The sequence below is a fragment of the Hydrogenophaga crocea genome, assembly GCF_011388215.1.
In the GTDB taxonomy this organism is placed as follows: domain Bacteria; phylum Pseudomonadota; class Gammaproteobacteria; order Burkholderiales; family Burkholderiaceae_C; genus Hydrogenophaga; species Hydrogenophaga crocea.
On the sequence record NZ_CP049989.1, the window covers coordinates 3,088,883 to 3,106,372 of the forward strand.

Genomic DNA, 17,490 nt, shown 5'->3' on the forward strand with positions numbered 1-17,490 from the left:
GATCAGGAGGTGGAGCATGGCAGCGAAGGAACAGGACGCCTGGACCGACGGATGCATCGCGGATGACGCGGCGGCGGCGCAGGCCGCGGCCGGGCCCGAGGCCGGCAGCGACCGCGCGCTGAAGGCCGCGGCGGGCGTGGCCGCGGCGGCGGCGCTGGCCGCGTGCGGCGGCGGCGGCGGCTCGGGCGGCGGCTCGGCCGACGAAACGCCCTTCGTGCCGGTGGTCGACTTCTCCACCGCGGGCTACAGCAGCCTCGCCCCGGCCAGCGACGCCGAGGCCGCGCGCTTCCTGCAGCAGGCGCAGTTCTCGTCCACGCGCGCCGAGATCGCCGCGCTGCGCGGCGAGGGCTACCCCATGTGGCTCGCGCGCCAGTTCCAGCAGCCGCTGCGCTCCAGCGGCTGGGACTGGCTCGAGGCGCGCGGCTACGGCGCCAACAACAGCAACAACTACTACTTCAACACCTACCCGGCCGATTTCATGATCTGGGCCCAGCTGCTCAGCGGCCCGGACATGATGCGCAAGCGCTGCGCGCTCGCGCTTTCCGAGCTCTTCGTCACCTCGATGACCTCGGCCGAGTTCACCTGGCGCAGCCACGCCTACGCGGCCTGGTGGGACATGCTGGTGCGCAACGCCTTCGGCAACTTCCGCCAGCTGCTCGAAGACGTGACCCTGCACCCCGCGATGGGCTGGTTCCTCAACACCAAGGGCAACCAGAAGGAAAACCCCGCCACCGGCCGCGTGCCCGACGAGAACTACGCGCGCGAGGTGATGCAGCTCTTCACCATCGGCCTGCTCGAACTCAACATCGACGGCACGCCGCGCCTGAGCGGCGGCCGTCCGATCGAGACCTACACGCAAGACGACGTGACCCACCTCGCCCGCGTGTTCACGGGCTGGGACTTCGACACCTCCGACGGCGTGCGCATCACCCCGCCGGGCCAGAGCTACACCGTGGAATCGAGCGCCTTCGCGCGCAAGCCCATGAGCCTGCGCGAGAACCGCCATTCCACGCTCGAAGCGCGCTTTCTCGGCGCGGTGGTGCCCGCGGGCACGCCGGGCCGCGCGGCGCTGCAGACCGCGCTCGACACGCTGTTCAACCACCCCAACGTGGGCCCGTTCTTCGCGCGCCAGATGATCCAGCGCCTGGTCACGAGCGACCCGAGCCCGGGCTACGTCGAGCGCGTGGCGCGCAAGTTCAACGACAACGGAAAGGGCGTGCGCGGCGATCTCAAGGCCGTGTGGCTGGCCATCCTGCTCGACGACGAGGCGCGCGGCGCGGCCTCGCTCGCCAGCCCCACGCACGGCCGGCTGCGCGAGCCCATGCTGCGCTTCATCCAGTGGGCGCGCACCTTCTCGGTCACCTCGGCCGCGGGCAGCTGGAAGATCTTCGAGCTGAGCAACGCCGGCACGCAACTGGGCCAGAGCCCGCTGCGCGCGCCCTCGGTGTTCAACTTCTTCCGCCCCGGCTACGTGCCGCCCGGCACCGCCATGGCCAACGCCAACGCCACGGCGCCCGAGTTCCAGCTCGTCAACGAAACCAGCGTGGGCGGCTACCTCAACTTCATGCAGGGCGTGATCGAGCGCGGCATCAACTGCCCCAACCCGACCGTGCCCGAGGCCTCGTGGACCAACTACGTGTACGACGTCAAGGCCAACTACGCGACCGAACTCGCGCTGGCGCTCGACGCCACCGCGCTGGTCAACCACCTCGATCTCGTGCTCACCGCGGGCCAGCTCAGCAGCGCCACGCGCAGCGTGATCGTCAATGCCCTGCAGGCCACGCCGCTGACCGCGTCGAGCAGCGCCGACGCGCGCAACCGCCGCGTCTGGGCCGCGATCCTGCTGGTCATGGGCTGCCCCGAATACCTGGTTCAGAAGTGAGGGCCCCGCCATGTACCTGATCGACCCCGCCAAACACACGCGCCGCGCCTTCCTGCGCCGCGCCGGCCAGCTCGCCTTCACCGGCACCGCCCTGCCCGCCGCGCTCAACCTCGCGGCCATCGGCGAGGCCGCGGCCTTCGACGCCACCGACTACAAGGCCCTGGTCTGCGTGTTCCTGTTCGGCGGCAACGACTACGCCAACACCGTCATCAACTACGACACCACGAGCCACAGCCAGTACGCCACCATCCGCGGCGGCATCGCCATCCCGCGCGCCGACCTCGCGGCCACGGTGCTCAACCCCACCACGCCGCTGCCCGACGGCAAGCAGTACGCGCTACACCCCGCCATGACCGGCCTGGCCGGCCTGTTCAACGGCGGCGTGGCCGCGGTGCAGCTCAACGTGGGGCCGCTGGTGGTGCCGCTCACGCGCCAGCAGTACAACAGCAGCAACAACGTGCTCTACCCCAAGCCGCCCAAGCTGTTCTCGCACAACGACCAGCAATCGGTGTGGATGACCTCGGCCCCCGAAGGCACCACCACCGGCTGGGGCGGCCAGACCGGCGACCTCGCGCGGTCCTCCAACACCAACAACGTGCTCACCTGCATCTCGGTCGCGGGCAACACCGTGTTCCTCTCGGGCGACCAGGCGCTGAGCTACCAGGTGAGCAGCAACGGCGCGGTGCGCATCAACAGCCTCAACGGCAACGTGTACGGTTCGGCCCAGGTGCGCGCGGCCATGACCACGCTCGCGCTGCAGTCGCGCAGCCACGTGCTCGAGAACGAATACAACCTGGTGACGGCGCGCGCCTACAGCACCGAGGGCGCGCTCACCAACGCGCTCAACCAGTTCCCCGCCGCCAACGCGCCGTTCAACGCCTTCCCCGCCAACAACGGCCTGGCCAACCAGCTGCGCCTGGTGGCGCGCCTGATCGCTGCGCGCAACGTGCTGGGCACCAAGCGCCAGGTGTTCTTCGTGTCCATGGGCGGCTTCGACCTGCACGACAACCTCATCAGCGGTCAGGCCAACCTCATGGGCCAGTTGAGCGGCGCGCTCAGCGCTTTCTACGACGCCACGGTGCAGCTCGGCGTGGCCAACAGCGTCACGGCCTTCACCGCCTCGGACTTCGGCCGCACGCTCACCTCCAACGGCGACGGCTCGGACCACGGCTGGGGCTCGCACCACTTCGTGGTGGGCGGCGCGGTGCAGGGCGCGCGCTTCGTGGGCAAGGCGCCGCCGGTGAGCGTCACCAACAGCACCAGCGACGCCTTCGACCAGTGGCACGTGGGCCAGGGCCGGCTGCTGCCCAGCACCTCGGTCGACCAGTACGCGGCCACGCTGGCGCGCTGGTTCGGCGTGAGCAACGCCGAGCTGGGCCAGATCCTGCCGCACATCGGCAACTTCGGCGGCACCGACTACCCGGTGGACCTGGGCTTCATGGCCTGAGCGGTCGCGCAGCCGACACCGCCCGCGCGGTGTCGCGCTTGGTGTGCTGTCCCGCCAATAGCCGACGTTTCGCTGCGCCGCATCCATCGAACGAAACGTCGGCTATTGGCGGGACAGCACACTAACATGCGGCCATGATCGACCTCTACACCGCCGCCACGCCCAATGGCCACAAGGCCTCGATCGCGCTCGAGGAGCTGGGCCTGCCCTACGAACTGCACGTGCTCGACCTCACGAAGGGCGAGCAGAAGACGCCGGCCTTCCTGGCCATCAACCCCAACGGCCGCATCCCCGCCATCGTCGACCGCGAGGCCGGCGGCTTCGCGGTGTTCGAGTCGGGCGCGGTGCTGGTCTACCTGGCCGAGAAGACCGGCCGCCTCATGCCCGCCGATGCGAAGGGCCGCTCGCGCGTGATGCAGTGGCTGATGTTCCAGATGGGCGGCATCGGGCCCATGATGGGCCAGGCCAATGTGTTCTTCCGCTACTTCCCCGAGAAGATCCCCGCGGTGATCGAGCGCTACCAGGGCGAGAGCAAGCGCCTGTTTCGCGTGCTCGACGGCCACCTGCGCGAGCACGAGTACCTCGCGGGCGACTATTCCATCGCCGACATCGCCAACTGGGCCTGGGTGCGCACGCACCGCTGGTCCGGCGTGGACATCGACGACCTGCCGCACCTCAAGCGCTGGCGCGACGCGATCCGCGCGCGGCCCGCGGTGCAGCGCGGCATCGAACGCCCGGCCCCGGCGGTCGACCTCTCGCGCGACGGCGAGGCCGCGGCGCAGCGCTTCGCCGAAGACGCGCGCAAGCTCATGGAGACCGGCCAGAGCCTCAAACCCGGGGGCGCGGCATGAAGCTCTACGTGTCCGAGCGCGCCCCCAACCCGCGCCGCGTGCAGATGTTCATCGCCGAGAAGGGCATCACCGGCATCGAGCAGGTGTTGGTCGACATCAACGCGCACGAGCACCGCGCGCACCCGCTGCTCTCGCGCGGCCCGATGGCGCGCATCCCCGTGCTCGAACTCGGCGACGGCCGCGTGCTGAGCGAGTCGCGCGCGATCTGCACCTACCTCGAAGGCCTGCACCCCGAGCCCGACCTCATGGGCCGCAACGCCGAGGAGCGCGCCTTCATCGAGATGGCCGACCGCCAGGTGGAGTGGTCCATCACGCTGCCGCTGGCCCAGGCGATCCGCCACCAGCACCCGGGGCTCGCGGTGCTCGAACAGCCGCAGTTCCCCGACTTCGGCGCCTCGCAGCAGGCCAAGGCGCTCGAGACCCTGCGCTGGCTCGACGCGCAACTGCAGCGCCAGCCCTGGGTCGCGGGCGAGCGCTTCACCATCGCCGACATCACGGCCTTCTGCACCATCGAGTTCGCGCGCCTGCTCAAGTGGAAGCCGGCCGAGCTGGGCCTGCCCGCGCTGGCGGCCTGGCGCGACCGGATGGCCGCCCGCCCCTCGGCGGCCTGATCCCTCCCGCCGCCCCTGCCCCTCGCCCCGCGGCCCGGGCCGGCCTGCCGGCTGGCGGCTGGCCACCGTGCCGCGCCACGGGTTGGCATTGGTCTTGCCTCACATCTTGTATCCAAGATGGGATGACCCAAGATGGTGCCAACCGATTCCACCCCCCGTGCCCCGGCCGCGGCCTGGCAGACCGCCTGGCTGCACCAACCGCCCCAGCCCCTGAGCGGCGCGGCCAGCGGCCCGCTCGCGGGCCTGCGCTTCGCGGTCAAGGACAACATCGACGTGGCCGGCTGGCCCACCACCGCGGCCTGCCCCGCTTTCGCGCACACGCCCACCGCCCACGCCACCGTGGTGCAGCGCCTGCTCGACGCCGGGGCCACGCTGGTCGGCAAGACCAACCTCGACCAGTTCGCCTGCGGTCTCAACGGCACGCGCTCCCCGTACGGGGCCGTGCCCAACAGCTTCGACCCGGCGCTGGTCTCGGGCGGCTCCAGTTCCGGCTCGGCCGTGGTGGTGGCGCGCGGCGAGGTCGATTTCTCGCTCGGCACCGACACCGCCGGCTCGGGCCGCGTGCCCGCGGGCCTGAACAACATCGTCGGCCTGAAGCCCTCACGCGGCCTGGTGAGCGCCCGGGGCGTGGTGCCCGCCGCGCAGAGCATCGACTGCGTGTCGGTGTTCGCGCGCACCGTGGCCACCGCCGCGCGCGTGCTGACCCAGATCGCCGCGCCCGATGCACAAGACCCGTACTCGCGCGAGCTCGCGCTGGTGCGCCAGCCCTGGGGTCGCCGCTTCCGCTTCGGCGTGCCCGACGACCTCTCGGCCTGCGACGCGCCCAGCCGCGCCGCCTTCGAGCAGGCCATCGCGCAGCTGCAGGCCCTGGGCGGCGAGCCCGTGCGCTTCACCTACCGCCCCTTCGCCGAAGCCGCCGACCTGCTCTATGAAAGCGCGCTGGTGGCCGAGCGCTACGCCGCCATCCGCGCCTTCTTCGACGCCCACGAAGACCAGGTGATCGAACCCGTGCGCAGCATCGTGGCCAAGGGCCGCGGCTACTCGGCGGCCGACTGGTGCGAGGCGCAGGTCAGGCTGCAGGCACTGTCGCAACAGACGCGCCAGGCCTGGCGGGCCTTCGACGTGATGGTGGTGCCGACCGCACCGCGCCACGTGGCCATCGCCGACATGCAGGCCGACCCGGTGGCGCTCAACCGCGCGCTCGGGGCGTACACCAACTTCGTCAACCTGCTCGACCACGCGGCGCTCGCGGTGCCCGTCAGCCTGCGGCCCGACGGCCTGCCCTTCGGCGTGACGCTGATCGCGCCTGCGGGCATGGACTGGCCGCTGCTCGAGCTGGGCCAGCGCCTGCACCACGCCAGCGGTCTCACCCAGGGCGCCACCGGCGAACCGCTGCCCGCGCCCGAAGCCCTGCCACTCGATGCCCCCGAGCCCCGCGTGAAGCTCGCGGTGGTGGGCGCGCACCTGAGCGGCATGCCGCTCAACGCCCAGCTCACCGAGCGCGACGCGCGCCTGATCACCAGCACCTTCACCAGCGCCGACTACCGCTTCTACGCGCTGCCCGGCACCACGCCGCCCAAACCCGGTCTGGTGCGCGTGGCACCGGGCCAGGGCGCGCCGATCGCGGTCGAGGTCTGGGACATGCCGCTGCGCCACTACGGCAGCTTCGTCGCCCTGATCCCCGCGCCGCTGGGCATCGGCACGCTGGACCTCGTCAACGGCGAGCGCGTGCAGGGCTTCGTCTGCGAACAGCAGGCCACGCTGGGCGCACTCGACATCACCGGCCACGGCGGCTGGCGCAACTACCTCGCGCAGGCCGCGCGCAGCGCGCCGGCCGCCACCGCCTGATCCCCCTTTTTCTTTTCCATTGCCTTCACCGACCTTGCAGGAGTTGTCCATGAAACACCACGCCGCCCCCGCCACCGTTTCTTCCCGCCGCCGCCAGCTGATCCAGCTCGGCGCCGGCGCCACCGTGCTCGGCGCCCTGGGTGCGCCGCAGGTGCACGCGCAGGCCGCGCCCAAGGTGCGCATCGGCTACTGGCCGATCGCGGCCGGCCTGCCGTTCTACGCGGCCATCGAACTCGGCTACTTCAAGGAGGCCGGGCTCGACGTGGAGCCGCTGAAGTTCGCGGGCGCGCAGCAGGTGATGGAGGCCGTGCTGTCCAACCGCGCCGACGGCACGGCCAACGGCACCGGCTCGGCCAACATCGCCATCGGCGAGATCGCCCAGCCCGGCACCTTCAAGATCTTCTGCTCCAACCCGAGCAACGTGAAGAACGTGCTCGACGAGGTGATCGTGCCCGTGGCCAGCCCGGCCAAGGTCATGGCCGACCTCAAGGGCAAGCGCGTCGCCTCGGGCCCGGGCATCCAGAACGTCACCCTGGCCAAGACCATCCTCGAGCGCGGCGGCGCCACCGGCGCCACCGTGGTCGAACTGCCGATCGGCCAGCACGTGGCCGCGCTCGCCGCGGGCCAGGTCGACGGCGCCTACACGCTCGAACCCACCGGCACCATCGGCCGCCTCAACGGCACCACCCGCGTGCTCGAGGCCGGCGTGATCGCGCGCTACGTGCTCGGCGACCCCATGGCGCCGTGGTTCGGCGGCTCGGCCTCGCTGTCGTCGGACTTCATCAAGAAGAACCCCGAGGCCGCCAAGAAGTTCGTGGCCGCCTACGGCAAGGGCGTGACCTACGTGCGCACCAAGGCCACCGAAGCGCGCCAGTACCTCAAGGGCTACACCCCGATCGAAGGCGCGCTCACGGGCGAGGTGCCGCTGGCCGCGTACACCATGTACAACGAGTTCACGCCGGCCGACGTGGCGCACTTCCAGAAGTTCTTCGACCTGTTCAGCGAAAAGGGCATCTTCAGCTCGCGCCTGATGGTCGAGACCATGCTCTACAAGGGCTGAGGCGATGGAAGCGGCCAAGCCCTGGAGCCCGCCCGCCTCGAGCGGCGCGCCCGCGCTCCCCAAGAAGACCGACTGGAGCCGCGCCCTGCCCTTCGTGGGCCCGCTGGTGCTGTTCATCGTGTGGGACCTGGTGGTGCGGCTGGGCTTCATCAAGCCCATCCTGCTGCCGCCGCCCATGGCCGCGCTGGGCGCGCTGTTCGGCGGCCTCGCGGGCGGCCCGCTGCTGGGCGATTTCCTCGTCACCGTGTGGCGCACGGTGCAGGCCTTCCTGATCGCGGCGGTGGTCGGCATGCCGCTGGGCATCGTGCTCGGCAGCACCGAGAAGGCCTACCGCAGCGTGGAGTTCCTGATTGACTTCTTCCGCTCCACGCCCTCGTCGGCGCTGATCCCGCTGTTCCTCATGATCTTCGGCGTGTCCGACATCAACAAGGTCGCCATCGCGGCCTTCGGCGCGCTGCTCATCGTGGTGTTCAACAGCGCTTACGGCGTGATCAACGCTCGCAAGCAGCGGGTGATGGCGGCCAAGGTCATGGGCGCCAGCCGCTGGCAGGTGTTCAAGGACGTGCTGGTCTGGGAAAGCCTGCAACCGAGCTTCGTGGGCCTGCGCTCGGCGGTGTCCATGGCGCTGGTGATCGTGATCGTGGCCGAGATGTTCATCGGCGCCGACAGCGGCCTGGGCAACCGCATCATCAACGCGCAGCAGGTGATGAACGTGAAGGACATGTACGCGTCCATCCTCGCCGCGGGCGCGCTGGGCTATGCGCTCAACGTGCTGTTCCTGCTCATCGAACGCAAGATCGTGCACTGGAGCGGCCGATGAACACCCTGGTCAACGCCCCCGTGTTCGCCGACGTGCCGGCGCCGCGCTTCCAGCCCGGGCCCGCGGGCACGCACATCACCATCCGCGGCCTCACCAAGTACTTCGCGGGCTGGCCGCTGTACGAGAACTTCGACCTCGACATCCCCAAGCACAAGATCGTCTCGGTGTTCGGTCCCAACGGCTGCGGCAAGAGCACGCTGATCAACATGATCGCGGGCCTGATCCCGATCGACAGCGGCGAGATCCTGTTCGACGGCAAGTCGCTCAAGGACACCAAGATCGGCTACGTGTTCCAGAACTACCGCGAAGCGATGTTCCCGTGGATGCGCACCATCGACAACATCGCCTACCCGCTCAAGCTCGAGGGCCGCAGCAAGGCCGAGGTCGACCGCCGCATGGAAGAGCTCGTGGCCTCGTTCGACGTCAAGTTCGACCTCAAGCGCTTCCCCTACGAGCTCTCGGGCGGCCAGCAGCAGACCGCGTCCATCATGCGCGCGCTCGCGCCCAAGCCCGAGGTGCTGTTCCTCGACGAACCCTTCTCGGCGCTCGACTTCGAGATGACGCTGTTCATCCGCGAGAAGCTGCAGGAGGTGTTCATGCAGACCGGCACCACCATGGTGCTGGTCTCGCACGATCTCGAAGAGGCGGTGTACCTGGCCGACCAGGTGCTGCTGCTCACCAAGCGGCCCACCAAGGTCGCCGAGATCCTGCCCTACGACGACCCGCGCCCGCGCACCACGGCCACGCTCTCCGAGGCCAGCTTCGTGGCCGCCAAGAAGCGCAGCCTGGAGATCTTCCAGCGCGAGGTGCGGCGGTGAACGGGGCCGCCACGCTCGCCTACGTGCAGGCCGCGGCCGCGCTGCTCGAACTGCCGCTGGACGCCGAGCGCGCCGCGCGCGTGGCCGGCCACCTGGAGCGCACCGCCGCGCTCGCTGCGCGGCTGCAGGCCTTCGCGCTCGACGACGAGACCGAGCCGGTGGCGCTCTACTGCCCCGCGCCGTTTCCATCGGCCCCGGCAACGCCGCGCTGAGGTGCCCATGCCCACGCTCAGCCAGACCGCCCACGCCATCGCCACCCGCCGCACCCGCGCCAGCGAGGTGCTGCAGGCCTGCATCGCGCGCATCGAGGCCACCGAACCGCGCCTCAACGCCTTCACCGGCACGCGCTTCGAGGCCGCGCGCGCACAGGCCGCGCAGATCGATGCGCGGCTGTCGCGCGGCGAGGCCGTGGGCCCGCTCGCGGGCGTGCCCTTCGCGGTCAAGAACCTGTTCGACATCGCGGGCGAGGTCACGCTCGCGGGCTCCAAGGTGAACCGCGCGAACCCGCCCGCGCCGGCCGACGCGGTGCTGGTGCAGCGCCTGCAGGCCGCGGGCGCGGTGCTCGTGGGCGCGCTCAACATGGACGAGTACGCCTACGGCTTCACCACCGAGAACAGCCACGAGGGGCCCACGCACAACCCGCACCGACCGGGCCACAGCGCGGGCGGCTCCTCGGGCGGCTGCGGCGCCGCGGTGGGCGGCGGCCAGGTGCCGCTGGCCCTGGGCTCGGACACCAACGGCTCGATCCGCGTGCCCGCGTCGTTCTGCGGCGTGTGGGGGCTCAAGCCCACCTTCGGCCGGCTCTCGCGCCGCGGCAGCTTTCCCTTCGTGGCCAGCATCGACCACCTCGGCCCCTTCGCCGACGACGCGGCCGGCCTGGCGCTGGCCTACGACGCGCTGCAAGGCCCCGACCCGCTCGACCCCGGCTGCTTCGCCACCCGGGTGCAGCCCACGCACCGCGCGCTCGAGCAGGGCGTGCAGGGCCTGCGCATCGGCGTGCTCGGCGGCTACTTCGAAGCGCACGCGAACGCGCCCGCGCGCGAGGCGGTGGCCCAGGCCGCTGCCGCGCTCGGGGCGCGCGAGACCGTGCTCTGGCCCTTCGCGGCCGAGGCCCGCGCGGCCGCCTTCATCACCAGCGCGAGCGAGGGCGGCGCGCTGCACCTGCAGCGCCTGCGCGAGCGCATGGGCGATTTCGAACCGCTCTCGGTCGACCGCTTCATCGCCGGCGCGCTGCAGCCCGCCGCCTGGTACGTGCGCGCGCAGCGCTTTCGCCGCGTCTACCGCGACCAGGTCAATGCCCTGTTCCGCGACTGGGACCTGCTGATCGCGCCGGCCACCCCCGTGCCCGCACCCGCGCTGGGCAGCGAGTGGATCGAGGTCAACGGCCAGCGCCTGCCCTGCCGGCCCTCCATCGGCCTGCTCACCCAGCCGGTGTCCTACGCGGGCTGCCCGGTGGTGGCCGCGCCGATGTGGCCCTCGGGCACCGACGGCCTGCCCCTCGGCGTGCAACTGATCGCCGCGCCCTGGCGCGAAGACCTGGCCCTGCGCGCGGGCCGGGTGCTGGAACAGGCGGGCGCGGCCCGCGTGAAGGAAGCCCTGCCGTGATGCCCATCAACGACCCCGCGGTGCTGGCCGAGGTGACCGCGGCCTTCGAGCGCTACGAGACCGCGCTCGTGACCAACGACGTGGCCGTGCTCGACGAGCTGTTCTGGAACAGCCCGCACACGCTGCGCTACGGCGCCACCGAAAACCTCTACGGCTACGCGCAGATCCAGGCCTTTCGCGCCGCGCGGCCCGCGGCCGGCCTGGCGCGCACCCTGGGCCGCACCGTCATCACCACCTACGGCCGCGACTTCGCCACCGCCAACACCGAGTTCCACCGCAGCGGCAGCGACCGCGTGGGCCGCCAGAGCCAGACCTGGCTGCGCACGCCCGAAGGCTGGCGCGTGGTGGCCGCCCACGTGAGCCTGCTGGCCTGATTCCCCCGCCCCATCCACCCCCACCGGAGCCTTCGCCATGAGCCTTCTCCTGCCCAACCGCCGCGATTCGATCAAGACCCTGGCTGCGCTCGGCGCGGCCGCCGCCTCGCCCCTGGCCTTCGCGCAGAAGCCGATCACGGTCGGCGTGATCTACGTCGGCCCGCGCGACGACTATGGCTACAACCAGGCCCAGGCCGAGGCCGCGGCCCAGCTCAAGAAGATGCCCGGCGTGAAGGTGGTGGAGGAAGAGAACGTGCCCGAGACCGCCGCGGTGCAACGCACCATGACCGGCATGATCGCGCAGGACGGCGCGAGCCTGATCTTCCCGACCTCGTTCGGCTACTTCGACCCGCACATGCTGGCCGTGGCCGCCAAGTACCCCGACGTGCGCTTCGCCCACTGCGGCGGCATGTGGACCGAAGGCAAGCACCCCAAGAACACCGCGAGCTTCTTCGGCTACATCGACGAGTGCCAGTACCTCAACGGCGTGATCGCCGCGCACATGAGCAAGAGCGGCAAGCTCGGTTTCATCGCGGCCAAGCCGATCCCGCAGGTGCTGCGCAACATCAACGCCTTCACCATGGGCGCGCGCTCGGTCAAGCCCGGCATCACCACCAGCGTGATCTTCACCGGCGACTGGTCGATGCCGGTGAAAGAGGCCGAGGCCACGAACAGCCTCGCCGACCAGGGCGTGGACGTGTTCACCATGCACGTGGACGGCCCCAAGGTGATCGTGGAAACCGCGGCCAAGCGCGGCAAGATGGTCTGCGGCTACCACGCCAGCCAGGCCAAGCTCGCGCCGCAGGCCTACCTCACCGGCGCCGAGTGGAACTGGCTCACCGCGTACACCACCTTCATCGAGGCCGCGCGCAGCGGCAAGCCGCACCCCAACTTCGTGCGCGGCGGCCTCAAGGAAGGCTTCGTCAAACCCTCGGCCTATGGCCCCGCCGTGACCGACGCCGCGAAGAAGCAGGCCGACGGCATCAAGGCGCAGATGGTCGCGGGCAGCTTCGACATCTTCAAGGGCCCGCTCAAGGACAACAAGGGCGCGACCGCGATCCCCGCGGGCAAGGCCTTCAAGCAGACCGATCTCGAGCTCGAGAAGATGAACTACCTGGTCGAAGGCGTCATCGGCAGCGTCTGAGCAGGCCCACGCCATGCGCGACGCCCTCGCCGCCATCGCCCTGCCCACCGGCGCCATCGTGGCCGCGCTTGGCGTGTTCGGCCTCATCGTGTCCTTCGCGGGCGTGGACCCGGTGGCCGTGTGGGTGCTGCTGTTCAAGGGCGCGTTCGGCGACGCGTTCTCGTGGCAGAACACGCTGCAGCGCGCCGCGCCGCTGATGCTCACCGCGCTCTGCGTGGCCCTGCCCGCGCGCGCCGGTCTCACGGTGATCGGCGGCGAAGGCGCGCTGGTGCTGGGCGGCCTGGCCTGCGCGGCGCTCGCGCACGCGCTGCCGCTGCCCGCCAACGCCGTGGGCACGGTGCTGGTGTGCGCCGCGGGCGCGCTCGCGGGCGGCCTGTGGATCGCGCTCGCAGGCTGGCTGCGCCAGGTCCGCGGCATCAACGAGACCATCAGCAGCCTCTTGCTGGCCTACGTCGCCATCGGCCTGTTCAAGCACCTGGTGGAGGGGCCGCTGCGCGATCCCGCGAGCCTGAACAAGCCGTCCACGCCCGCGCTGGGCGAGGGCCTGCTGATCGGCACCATCGCGGGCTCGGACGTGCACTGGGGCCTGGTGGTGGGCACCCTGGCCTGCCTGCTGGCAGGCCTGTGGCTGCGCTTCACGCCCTCGGGCTTCTCGGTGTGCGTGGTGGGCGGCAACCCGCGCGCGGCCCAGCTCGTGGGCCTGCCGGCCACGCGCCTGATCGTGCTGGCCTGTGCGCTCGGCGGCGCGGCCGCGGGCGTGGCGGGCGCGATCGAGGTGGCCGCGGTGCACACCAACGCCAACGCCTCGCTGATCGCGGGCTACGGCTACGCCGGCATCCTGGTGGCCTTCATCGCGCGGCACCAGCCGCTGGCCATCATTCCGGTGGCCATCCTGTTCGGCGGCTTCGGCGCCGCGGGCAGCCTGCTGCAACGCCGGCTCGGCCTGCCCGACGCCTCGGTGCTGCTGCTGCAAGGCATCGCCTTCGTGCTGATCCTCGCCAGCGAGGCGCTGCGCGAGCGCGACTGGAAACCGCTGCTCGCCGCGCTCGGGCGCTTCGGCCCGTCCGATCCCGTGCCCGTGGTGCTCGGCACGCCCGAGGCCCCGAAAGGAGAACCGCGATGAGCGCCGAACAATGGCTGATCCTGGTCAGCGGCATCGTGGGCGGGGCGCTGCGCGTGGGCGTGCCCTTCCTGTTCGTGAGCCTGGGCGAGTGCCTCACCGAAAAGGGCGGGCGCATCAACCTGGGCCTGGAGGGCGTGCTGGTGCTGTCGGCCATGGCGGCCTTCGGCGCCTCCTACCTCAGCGGCTCGCCCTGGGTCGGCGTGCTCGCGGCCGCGGCCGTGGGCGCGCTGCTGGCCACGCTGCACGGCCTGCTGTGCGCGTTGCCGCGCGTGAACGACATCGCCACCGGCATCGCGCTCATGCTGCTCGGCATGGGGCTGGCCTTCTACCTCGGCAAACCGCTGATCCAGCCGCAGGCGGCGCAGCTGCCCGCGATCCCGCTGGGCTTCTGGAGCGACGCGCCCGCGGTGCGCTCGGCGCTGCAGATCAACCCGCTGCTGCCGCTGGGCGTGCTGCTGGCGCTGGCCATGGCCTGGGGCTTCACCCACACGCGCGCCGGCCTGCTGGTGCGGCTCGCGGGCGACTCGGCCCACGCGGCGCGCGCGCTCGGTTATTCGGTGCCGGGCATCCGGCTCGCGGCCACGGCCGCGGGCGGCTGCATCGCCGGCCTGGGCGGGGCCTCGCTCACGCTGTTCTACCCCGGCAGCTGGAACGAGGGCATCTCCAGCGGCCAGGGCCTGATCGCGGTGGCGCTGGTGATCTTCGCGCGCTGGAACCCGCTGCGCTGCGTGGGCGCGGCGCTGCTCTTCGGCGGCGCGGGCGCGATCGGCCCGGCGCTGCAATCGGTGGGCATCGGCTGGGGCTACCACCTCTTCAACACCCTGCCCTACGCGCTCACGCTGCTCATCCTGGTCCTCAGTTGCCGGCCCGGCCAGATCGTGCCGGGCAGCCCGACCGAGCTCTCCTCCAACCGCTGAACGCCCCTGCCGCCATGGAACGATTCGTCGACGCCCACCCCTACGCCTGGCCCTGGAACGGCGACCTGCGCCCCGACAACACCGCGCTCATCGCGATCGACATGCAGACCGACTTCTGCGGTGTCGGCGGTTACGTGGACAAGATGGGCTACGACATCTCGCTCACCCGCGCGCCCATCGAACCCCTGCAGGCCACCATGGCCGCGATGCGCCGCGCGGGCTACGCGGTGATGCACACCCGCGAAGGCCACCGGCCCGACCTGTCGGACCTGCCCGCCAACAAGCGCTGGCGCTCGCGCCAGATCGGCACCGGCGGCGTGGGCATCGGCGACGACGGGCCCTGCGGCCGCATCCTGGTGCGCGGCGAGCCGGGCTGGGAGCTCATTCCCGAGCTCGCGCCGCTGCCTGGCGAGGTGGTGATCGACAAGCCCGGCAAGGGCTCGTTCTGCGCCACCGACCTCGAGCTCATCCTGCGCACCCGCGGCATCCAGAACCTGGTGCTCGCCGGCATCACCACCGACGTGTGCGTGCACACCACCATGCGCGAGGCCAACGACCGCGGCTTCGAATGCCTGCTGCTGTCCGACTGCACCGCCGCGACCGACCGCGGCAACCACGAGGCCGCGCTGAAGATGATCACCATGCAGGGCGGCGTGTTCGGCGCCCATGCCCCCTCGGCCGCCCTGCTGGCGGCGCTGGCATGAGCGCCGACAGGAACGTCGACGGCCCCGCCGCGCCCATCGGCGGCCTGCCCCCGGGCCAGGGCGCGATGGCGCTCGAGACCTACGGCCTGGGCATGCGCTTCGGCCGTTTCGATGCGCTGCAGGACGTGGGCCTGAAGGTGGCGCCGGGCACGGTGCACGCGCTGCTGGGCGAGAACGGCGCGGGCAAGAGCACGCTGGTGAAGTGCGTGGCGGGCTTCCAGCGGCCCACCAGCGGCAGCATCCTGATCGATGGCCGCGAACAGGCGGTGGCCAACCCGGTGGTGGCGCGCGGCCTGGGCATCGGCATGGTCTACCAGCACTTCACGCTGGCGCCGGGCATGACGGTGGCCGAGAACCTGCTGCTCGCGGGCGGCCAGTTGGGCGCGGCCATCGACTGGCGGCGCGAGCGCGCGAAGCTCGAGGCCTTCCTGCAGACGGTGCCGTTCCGGCTCGACCTCGACGCGCGCCCGCAGGCCCTGGCCGCGGGCGAGAAGCAGAAGCTCGAACTGCTCAAGCAGCTCTACCTGCGCCCGCGCCTGCTGATCCTGGACGAGCCGACCTCGGTGCTCACGCCGCAGGAGGCCGACGAGGTGCTGGGCCACGTGCGCGGCTTTGCGCTCAGCGGCCTGTGCACCGTGCTCATCATCACCCACAAGTTCCGCGAGGTCATGGCCTATGCCGACGACGTGACCGTGCTGCGCCGGGGCCGCGCGGTGCACCACGGGGCGGTGCTCGACACCGACCCGGCACGCCTGGCCGAGGCCATGGTGGGCGACGCCGCGGCCTCCCCGTCGCCGATCCCGGGCGCCCCCCGCGCGGCGCCCGCCGCCGGCGCGCCCGAGGCGCCGCCCGCGCTCGAGGTGCGCGCCCTGCGCGTGCTGGGCGACCGCGGCACGCTCGCGGTGCACGACCTCAGCCTGCGCGTGGCGCCCGGCGAAATCCTGGGCGTGGCGGGCGTGTCGGGCAACGGCCAGCGCGAGCTGGTGGAGGCCCTGGTGGGCCAGCGTCCGCGCGCCGGCGGCGAGGTGCGCGTGCAGGGCGAAAGCTATGCCGCCAGCCGCACCGAGAACCACCGCCTGAAGGTGCGCAGCCTGCCCGAGGAGCCGCTGCGCAACGCCTGCGTGGGTGAACTCTCGGTGGCGCAGAACATGGCGCTGCGCGACTTCGATCGCGCGCCGCTGTGCCGCGGCGGCCGGCTGCGTTTTGCCGAATGGCGCCGCCGCGCGCGCGACTGGATCGCCGAGTACGGCGTGAAGACGCAGGGCGAGAACGCGCCCATCCGCAGCCTCTCGGGCGGCAACGTGCAGCGCGCGGTGCTCGCGCGCGAGCTGCACGGCGAGATCAGCGTGCTGATCGCGGCCAACCCGGTGTTCGGGCTCGACTTCGCCGCGGTGCGCGAGATCCACGGCCGGCTGCGCGGCGTGCGCCAGCAGGGCGGCGCCGTGCTGCTGATCAGCGAAGACCTCGACGAACTGCTGGAGCTCGCCGACCGCATCGTGGTGATGAGCGAGGGCCGGGTGTCGTTCGAAACCCCGGCCGCACAGGCCGACCGCAAGACCCTGGGGGCCCACATGGGCGGAGGCCACTGATGCCGATCGACGCACAACCCTTTGCCTTCGGGCTCGACTTCCCGCGCGCGGCGCTGGTCATCATCGACATGCAGCGCGATTTCGTGGAGCCCGGCGGCTTCGGCGAAACGCTGGGCAACGACGTGTCGCTGCTGCAGGCCATCGTGCCGGCGTGCGCCGCGGTGCTGCGGGCCTGGCGCGCCGCGGGCGGCGTGGTGGTGCACACGCGCGAGGCGCACCGGCCCGACCTGTCGGATTGCCCGCCCGCCAAGCGCCTGCGCGGCAAGCCCAGCCTGCGCATCGGTGACGTGGGGCCCATGGGCCGCATCCTGATCGCGGGCGAGCCGGGCAACCAGATCATCGACGCGCTCGCGCCGGCGCCGGGCGAGCTGGTGATCGACAAGCCCGGCAAGGGCGCCTTCTACGCCACCGGCCTGCACGAGCGATTGCAGGCGCTGGGGGTGACGCAGCTGGTGTTCATGGGCGTGACCACCGAGGTCTGCGTGCAGACCTCGATGCGCGAGGCCAACGACCGTGGCTACGACGCGCTGCTGCTCGAGGACTGCACCGAGAGCTACTTTCCGCACTTCAAGGCGGCGGCCATCGAGATGATCCGCGCGCAGGGCGCGATCGTGGGCTGGACCGCGCCGAGCCAGGCCCTGCTGGCCGCGCTGCCCCAGGCCGCGGTGCGCGCCTGAGGCGCAGAATCGCAGGCCAC

The 17,490-nt window shown here is 71.6% G+C and carries 17 protein-coding genes; all 17 read left to right on the forward strand.

Features of this window, described 5'->3' with window-relative positions:
* The first annotated feature begins 16 nt into the window (after nucleotides 1-16).
* The 17 genes from G9Q37_RS14525 to G9Q37_RS14605 all read left to right on the forward strand — a co-directional run bounded on the left by G9Q37_RS14525 (nucleotide 17) and on the right by G9Q37_RS14605 (nucleotide 17,470).
* Nucleotides 17-1,882: a DUF1800 domain-containing protein gene (locus G9Q37_RS14525; RefSeq protein WP_166228200.1), complete on the forward strand. Its 1,866-nt coding sequence runs from the start codon at nucleotides 17-19 to the stop codon at nucleotides 1,880-1,882.
* A 10-nt stretch (nucleotides 1,883-1,892) separates the two neighbouring features.
* Nucleotides 1,893-3,329: a DUF1501 domain-containing protein gene (locus G9Q37_RS14530; RefSeq protein ID WP_166228202.1), complete on the forward strand. Its 1,437-nt coding sequence runs from the start codon at nucleotides 1,893-1,895 to the stop codon at nucleotides 3,327-3,329.
* A 134-nt stretch (nucleotides 3,330-3,463) separates the two neighbouring features.
* Entirely contained in the window at nucleotides 3,464-4,180 is a 717-nt protein-coding gene (locus tag G9Q37_RS14535) for a glutathione S-transferase family protein (RefSeq protein ID WP_166228204.1), read from the forward strand.
* Nucleotides 4,177-4,791: a glutathione S-transferase family protein gene (locus G9Q37_RS14540; protein ID WP_166228206.1), complete on the forward strand. Its 615-nt coding sequence runs from the start codon at nucleotides 4,177-4,179 to the stop codon at nucleotides 4,789-4,791. Before G9Q37_RS14535 ends, G9Q37_RS14540 begins: the two co-directional genes overlap by 4 nt.
* A gap of 132 nt (nucleotides 4,792-4,923) precedes the next feature.
* A complete protein-coding gene (gene atzF, locus G9Q37_RS14545; protein WP_166228208.1) occupies nucleotides 4,924-6,639 on the forward strand; it encodes an allophanate hydrolase in 1,716 nt (571 codons plus the stop codon).
* Between the two features lie 49 nt (nucleotides 6,640-6,688).
* On the forward strand, nucleotides 6,689-7,699 hold the full coding sequence (locus G9Q37_RS14550; RefSeq protein WP_166228210.1) for an ABC transporter substrate-binding protein: 1,011 nt from the start codon (nucleotides 6,689-6,691) through the stop codon (nucleotides 7,697-7,699).
* Nucleotides 7,700-7,703: 4 nt separating this feature from the next.
* Nucleotides 7,704-8,519 carry an ABC transporter permease gene (locus G9Q37_RS14555; protein WP_166228212.1) on the forward strand — a complete coding sequence of 272 codons (816 nt, stop codon included), beginning with the start codon at nucleotides 7,704-7,706 and terminating at the stop codon, nucleotides 8,517-8,519.
* Nucleotides 8,516-9,337, forward strand: a complete 822-nt coding sequence (locus tag G9Q37_RS14560) for an ABC transporter ATP-binding protein (protein WP_166228214.1) — start codon at nucleotides 8,516-8,518, stop codon at nucleotides 9,335-9,337. Before G9Q37_RS14555 ends, G9Q37_RS14560 begins: the two co-directional genes overlap by 4 nt.
* Complete coding sequence (locus G9Q37_RS14565) at nucleotides 9,334-9,549, forward strand: AtzG-like protein (RefSeq protein ID WP_166228216.1); 216 nt, start codon at nucleotides 9,334-9,336, stop codon at nucleotides 9,547-9,549. The genes G9Q37_RS14560 and G9Q37_RS14565 overlap by 4 nt, the downstream gene beginning before the upstream one ends.
* 7 nt (nucleotides 9,550-9,556) lie before the next feature.
* Nucleotides 9,557-10,942, forward strand: a complete 1,386-nt coding sequence (locus G9Q37_RS14570; RefSeq protein ID WP_166228218.1) for an AtzE family amidohydrolase — start codon at nucleotides 9,557-9,559, stop codon at nucleotides 10,940-10,942.
* Complete coding sequence (hpxZ, locus tag G9Q37_RS14575) at nucleotides 10,942-11,316, forward strand: oxalurate catabolism protein HpxZ (protein WP_166228220.1); 375 nt, start codon at nucleotides 10,942-10,944, stop codon at nucleotides 11,314-11,316. Before G9Q37_RS14570 ends, hpxZ begins: the two co-directional genes overlap by 1 nt.
* A 37-nt stretch (nucleotides 11,317-11,353) precedes the next feature.
* Nucleotides 11,354-12,460, forward strand: coding sequence for a BMP family ABC transporter substrate-binding protein (locus tag G9Q37_RS14580; protein WP_166228222.1), 1,107 nt, complete (start codon nucleotides 11,354-11,356; stop codon nucleotides 12,458-12,460).
* A gap of 13 nt (nucleotides 12,461-12,473) precedes the next feature.
* On the forward strand, nucleotides 12,474-13,583 hold the full coding sequence (locus tag G9Q37_RS14585; protein ID WP_166228224.1) for an ABC transporter permease: 1,110 nt from the start codon (nucleotides 12,474-12,476) through the stop codon (nucleotides 13,581-13,583).
* Nucleotides 13,580-14,500 carry an ABC transporter permease gene (locus tag G9Q37_RS14590; protein WP_166228226.1) on the forward strand — a complete coding sequence of 307 codons (921 nt, stop codon included), beginning with the start codon at nucleotides 13,580-13,582 and terminating at the stop codon, nucleotides 14,498-14,500. The genes G9Q37_RS14585 and G9Q37_RS14590 overlap by 4 nt, the downstream gene beginning before the upstream one ends.
* A gap of 14 nt (nucleotides 14,501-14,514) precedes the next feature.
* Nucleotides 14,515-15,204 (forward strand): biuret amidohydrolase, encoded by a 690-nt coding sequence (gene biuH / locus G9Q37_RS14595; RefSeq protein ID WP_166228228.1) that lies wholly within the window; start codon nucleotides 14,515-14,517, stop codon nucleotides 15,202-15,204.
* The gene (locus G9Q37_RS14600) at nucleotides 15,201-16,793 is read left to right on the forward strand and encodes an ABC transporter ATP-binding protein (protein ID WP_166228230.1); all 1,593 of its coding nucleotides are present in this window, start codon (nucleotides 15,201-15,203) and stop codon (nucleotides 16,791-16,793) included. The genes biuH and G9Q37_RS14600 overlap by 4 nt, the downstream gene beginning before the upstream one ends.
* A complete protein-coding gene (locus G9Q37_RS14605; protein WP_166228231.1) occupies nucleotides 16,793-17,470 on the forward strand; it encodes a cysteine hydrolase family protein in 678 nt (225 codons plus the stop codon). The genes G9Q37_RS14600 and G9Q37_RS14605 overlap by 1 nt, the downstream gene beginning before the upstream one ends.
* Nucleotides 17,471-17,490 lie beyond the last annotated feature (20 nt).

Excerpts from the sequence above, each read along its gene's own strand:
- G9Q37_RS14585 (WP_166228224.1), top strand. The coding sequence starts at position 12,474 with ATGCGCGACGCCCTCGCCGCCATCGCCCTGCCCACCGGCGCCATCGTG.
- atzF (WP_166228208.1), top strand. The coding sequence starts at position 4,924 with ATGGTGCCAACCGATTCCACCCCCCGTGCCCCGGCCGCGGCCTGGCAG.
- hpxZ (WP_166228220.1), top strand. The coding sequence starts at position 10,942 with ATGCCCATCAACGACCCCGCGGTGCTGGCCGAGGTGACCGCGGCCTTC.
- G9Q37_RS14530 (WP_166228202.1), top strand. The coding sequence starts at position 1,893 with ATGTACCTGATCGACCCCGCCAAACACACGCGCCGCGCCTTCCTGCGC.
- G9Q37_RS14525 (WP_166228200.1), top strand. The coding sequence starts at position 17 with ATGGCAGCGAAGGAACAGGACGCCTGGACCGACGGATGCATCGCGGAT.
- G9Q37_RS14570 (WP_166228218.1), top strand. The coding sequence starts at position 9,557 with ATGCCCACGCTCAGCCAGACCGCCCACGCCATCGCCACCCGCCGCACC.
- biuH (WP_166228228.1), top strand. The coding sequence starts at position 14,515 with ATGGAACGATTCGTCGACGCCCACCCCTACGCCTGGCCCTGGAACGGC.
- G9Q37_RS14605 (WP_166228231.1), top strand. The coding sequence starts at position 16,793 with ATGCCGATCGACGCACAACCCTTTGCCTTCGGGCTCGACTTCCCGCGC.
- G9Q37_RS14600 (WP_166228230.1), top strand. The coding sequence starts at position 15,201 with ATGAGCGCCGACAGGAACGTCGACGGCCCCGCCGCGCCCATCGGCGGC.
- G9Q37_RS14535 (WP_166228204.1), top strand. The coding sequence starts at position 3,464 with ATGATCGACCTCTACACCGCCGCCACGCCCAATGGCCACAAGGCCTCG.
- G9Q37_RS14590 (WP_166228226.1), top strand. The coding sequence starts at position 13,580 with ATGAGCGCCGAACAATGGCTGATCCTGGTCAGCGGCATCGTGGGCGGG.
- G9Q37_RS14550 (WP_166228210.1), top strand. The coding sequence starts at position 6,689 with ATGAAACACCACGCCGCCCCCGCCACCGTTTCTTCCCGCCGCCGCCAG.
- G9Q37_RS14580 (WP_166228222.1), top strand. The coding sequence starts at position 11,354 with ATGAGCCTTCTCCTGCCCAACCGCCGCGATTCGATCAAGACCCTGGCT.
- G9Q37_RS14555 (WP_166228212.1), top strand. The coding sequence starts at position 7,704 with ATGGAAGCGGCCAAGCCCTGGAGCCCGCCCGCCTCGAGCGGCGCGCCC.
- G9Q37_RS14540 (WP_166228206.1), top strand. The coding sequence starts at position 4,177 with ATGAAGCTCTACGTGTCCGAGCGCGCCCCCAACCCGCGCCGCGTGCAG.
- G9Q37_RS14560 (WP_166228214.1), top strand. The coding sequence starts at position 8,516 with ATGAACACCCTGGTCAACGCCCCCGTGTTCGCCGACGTGCCGGCGCCG.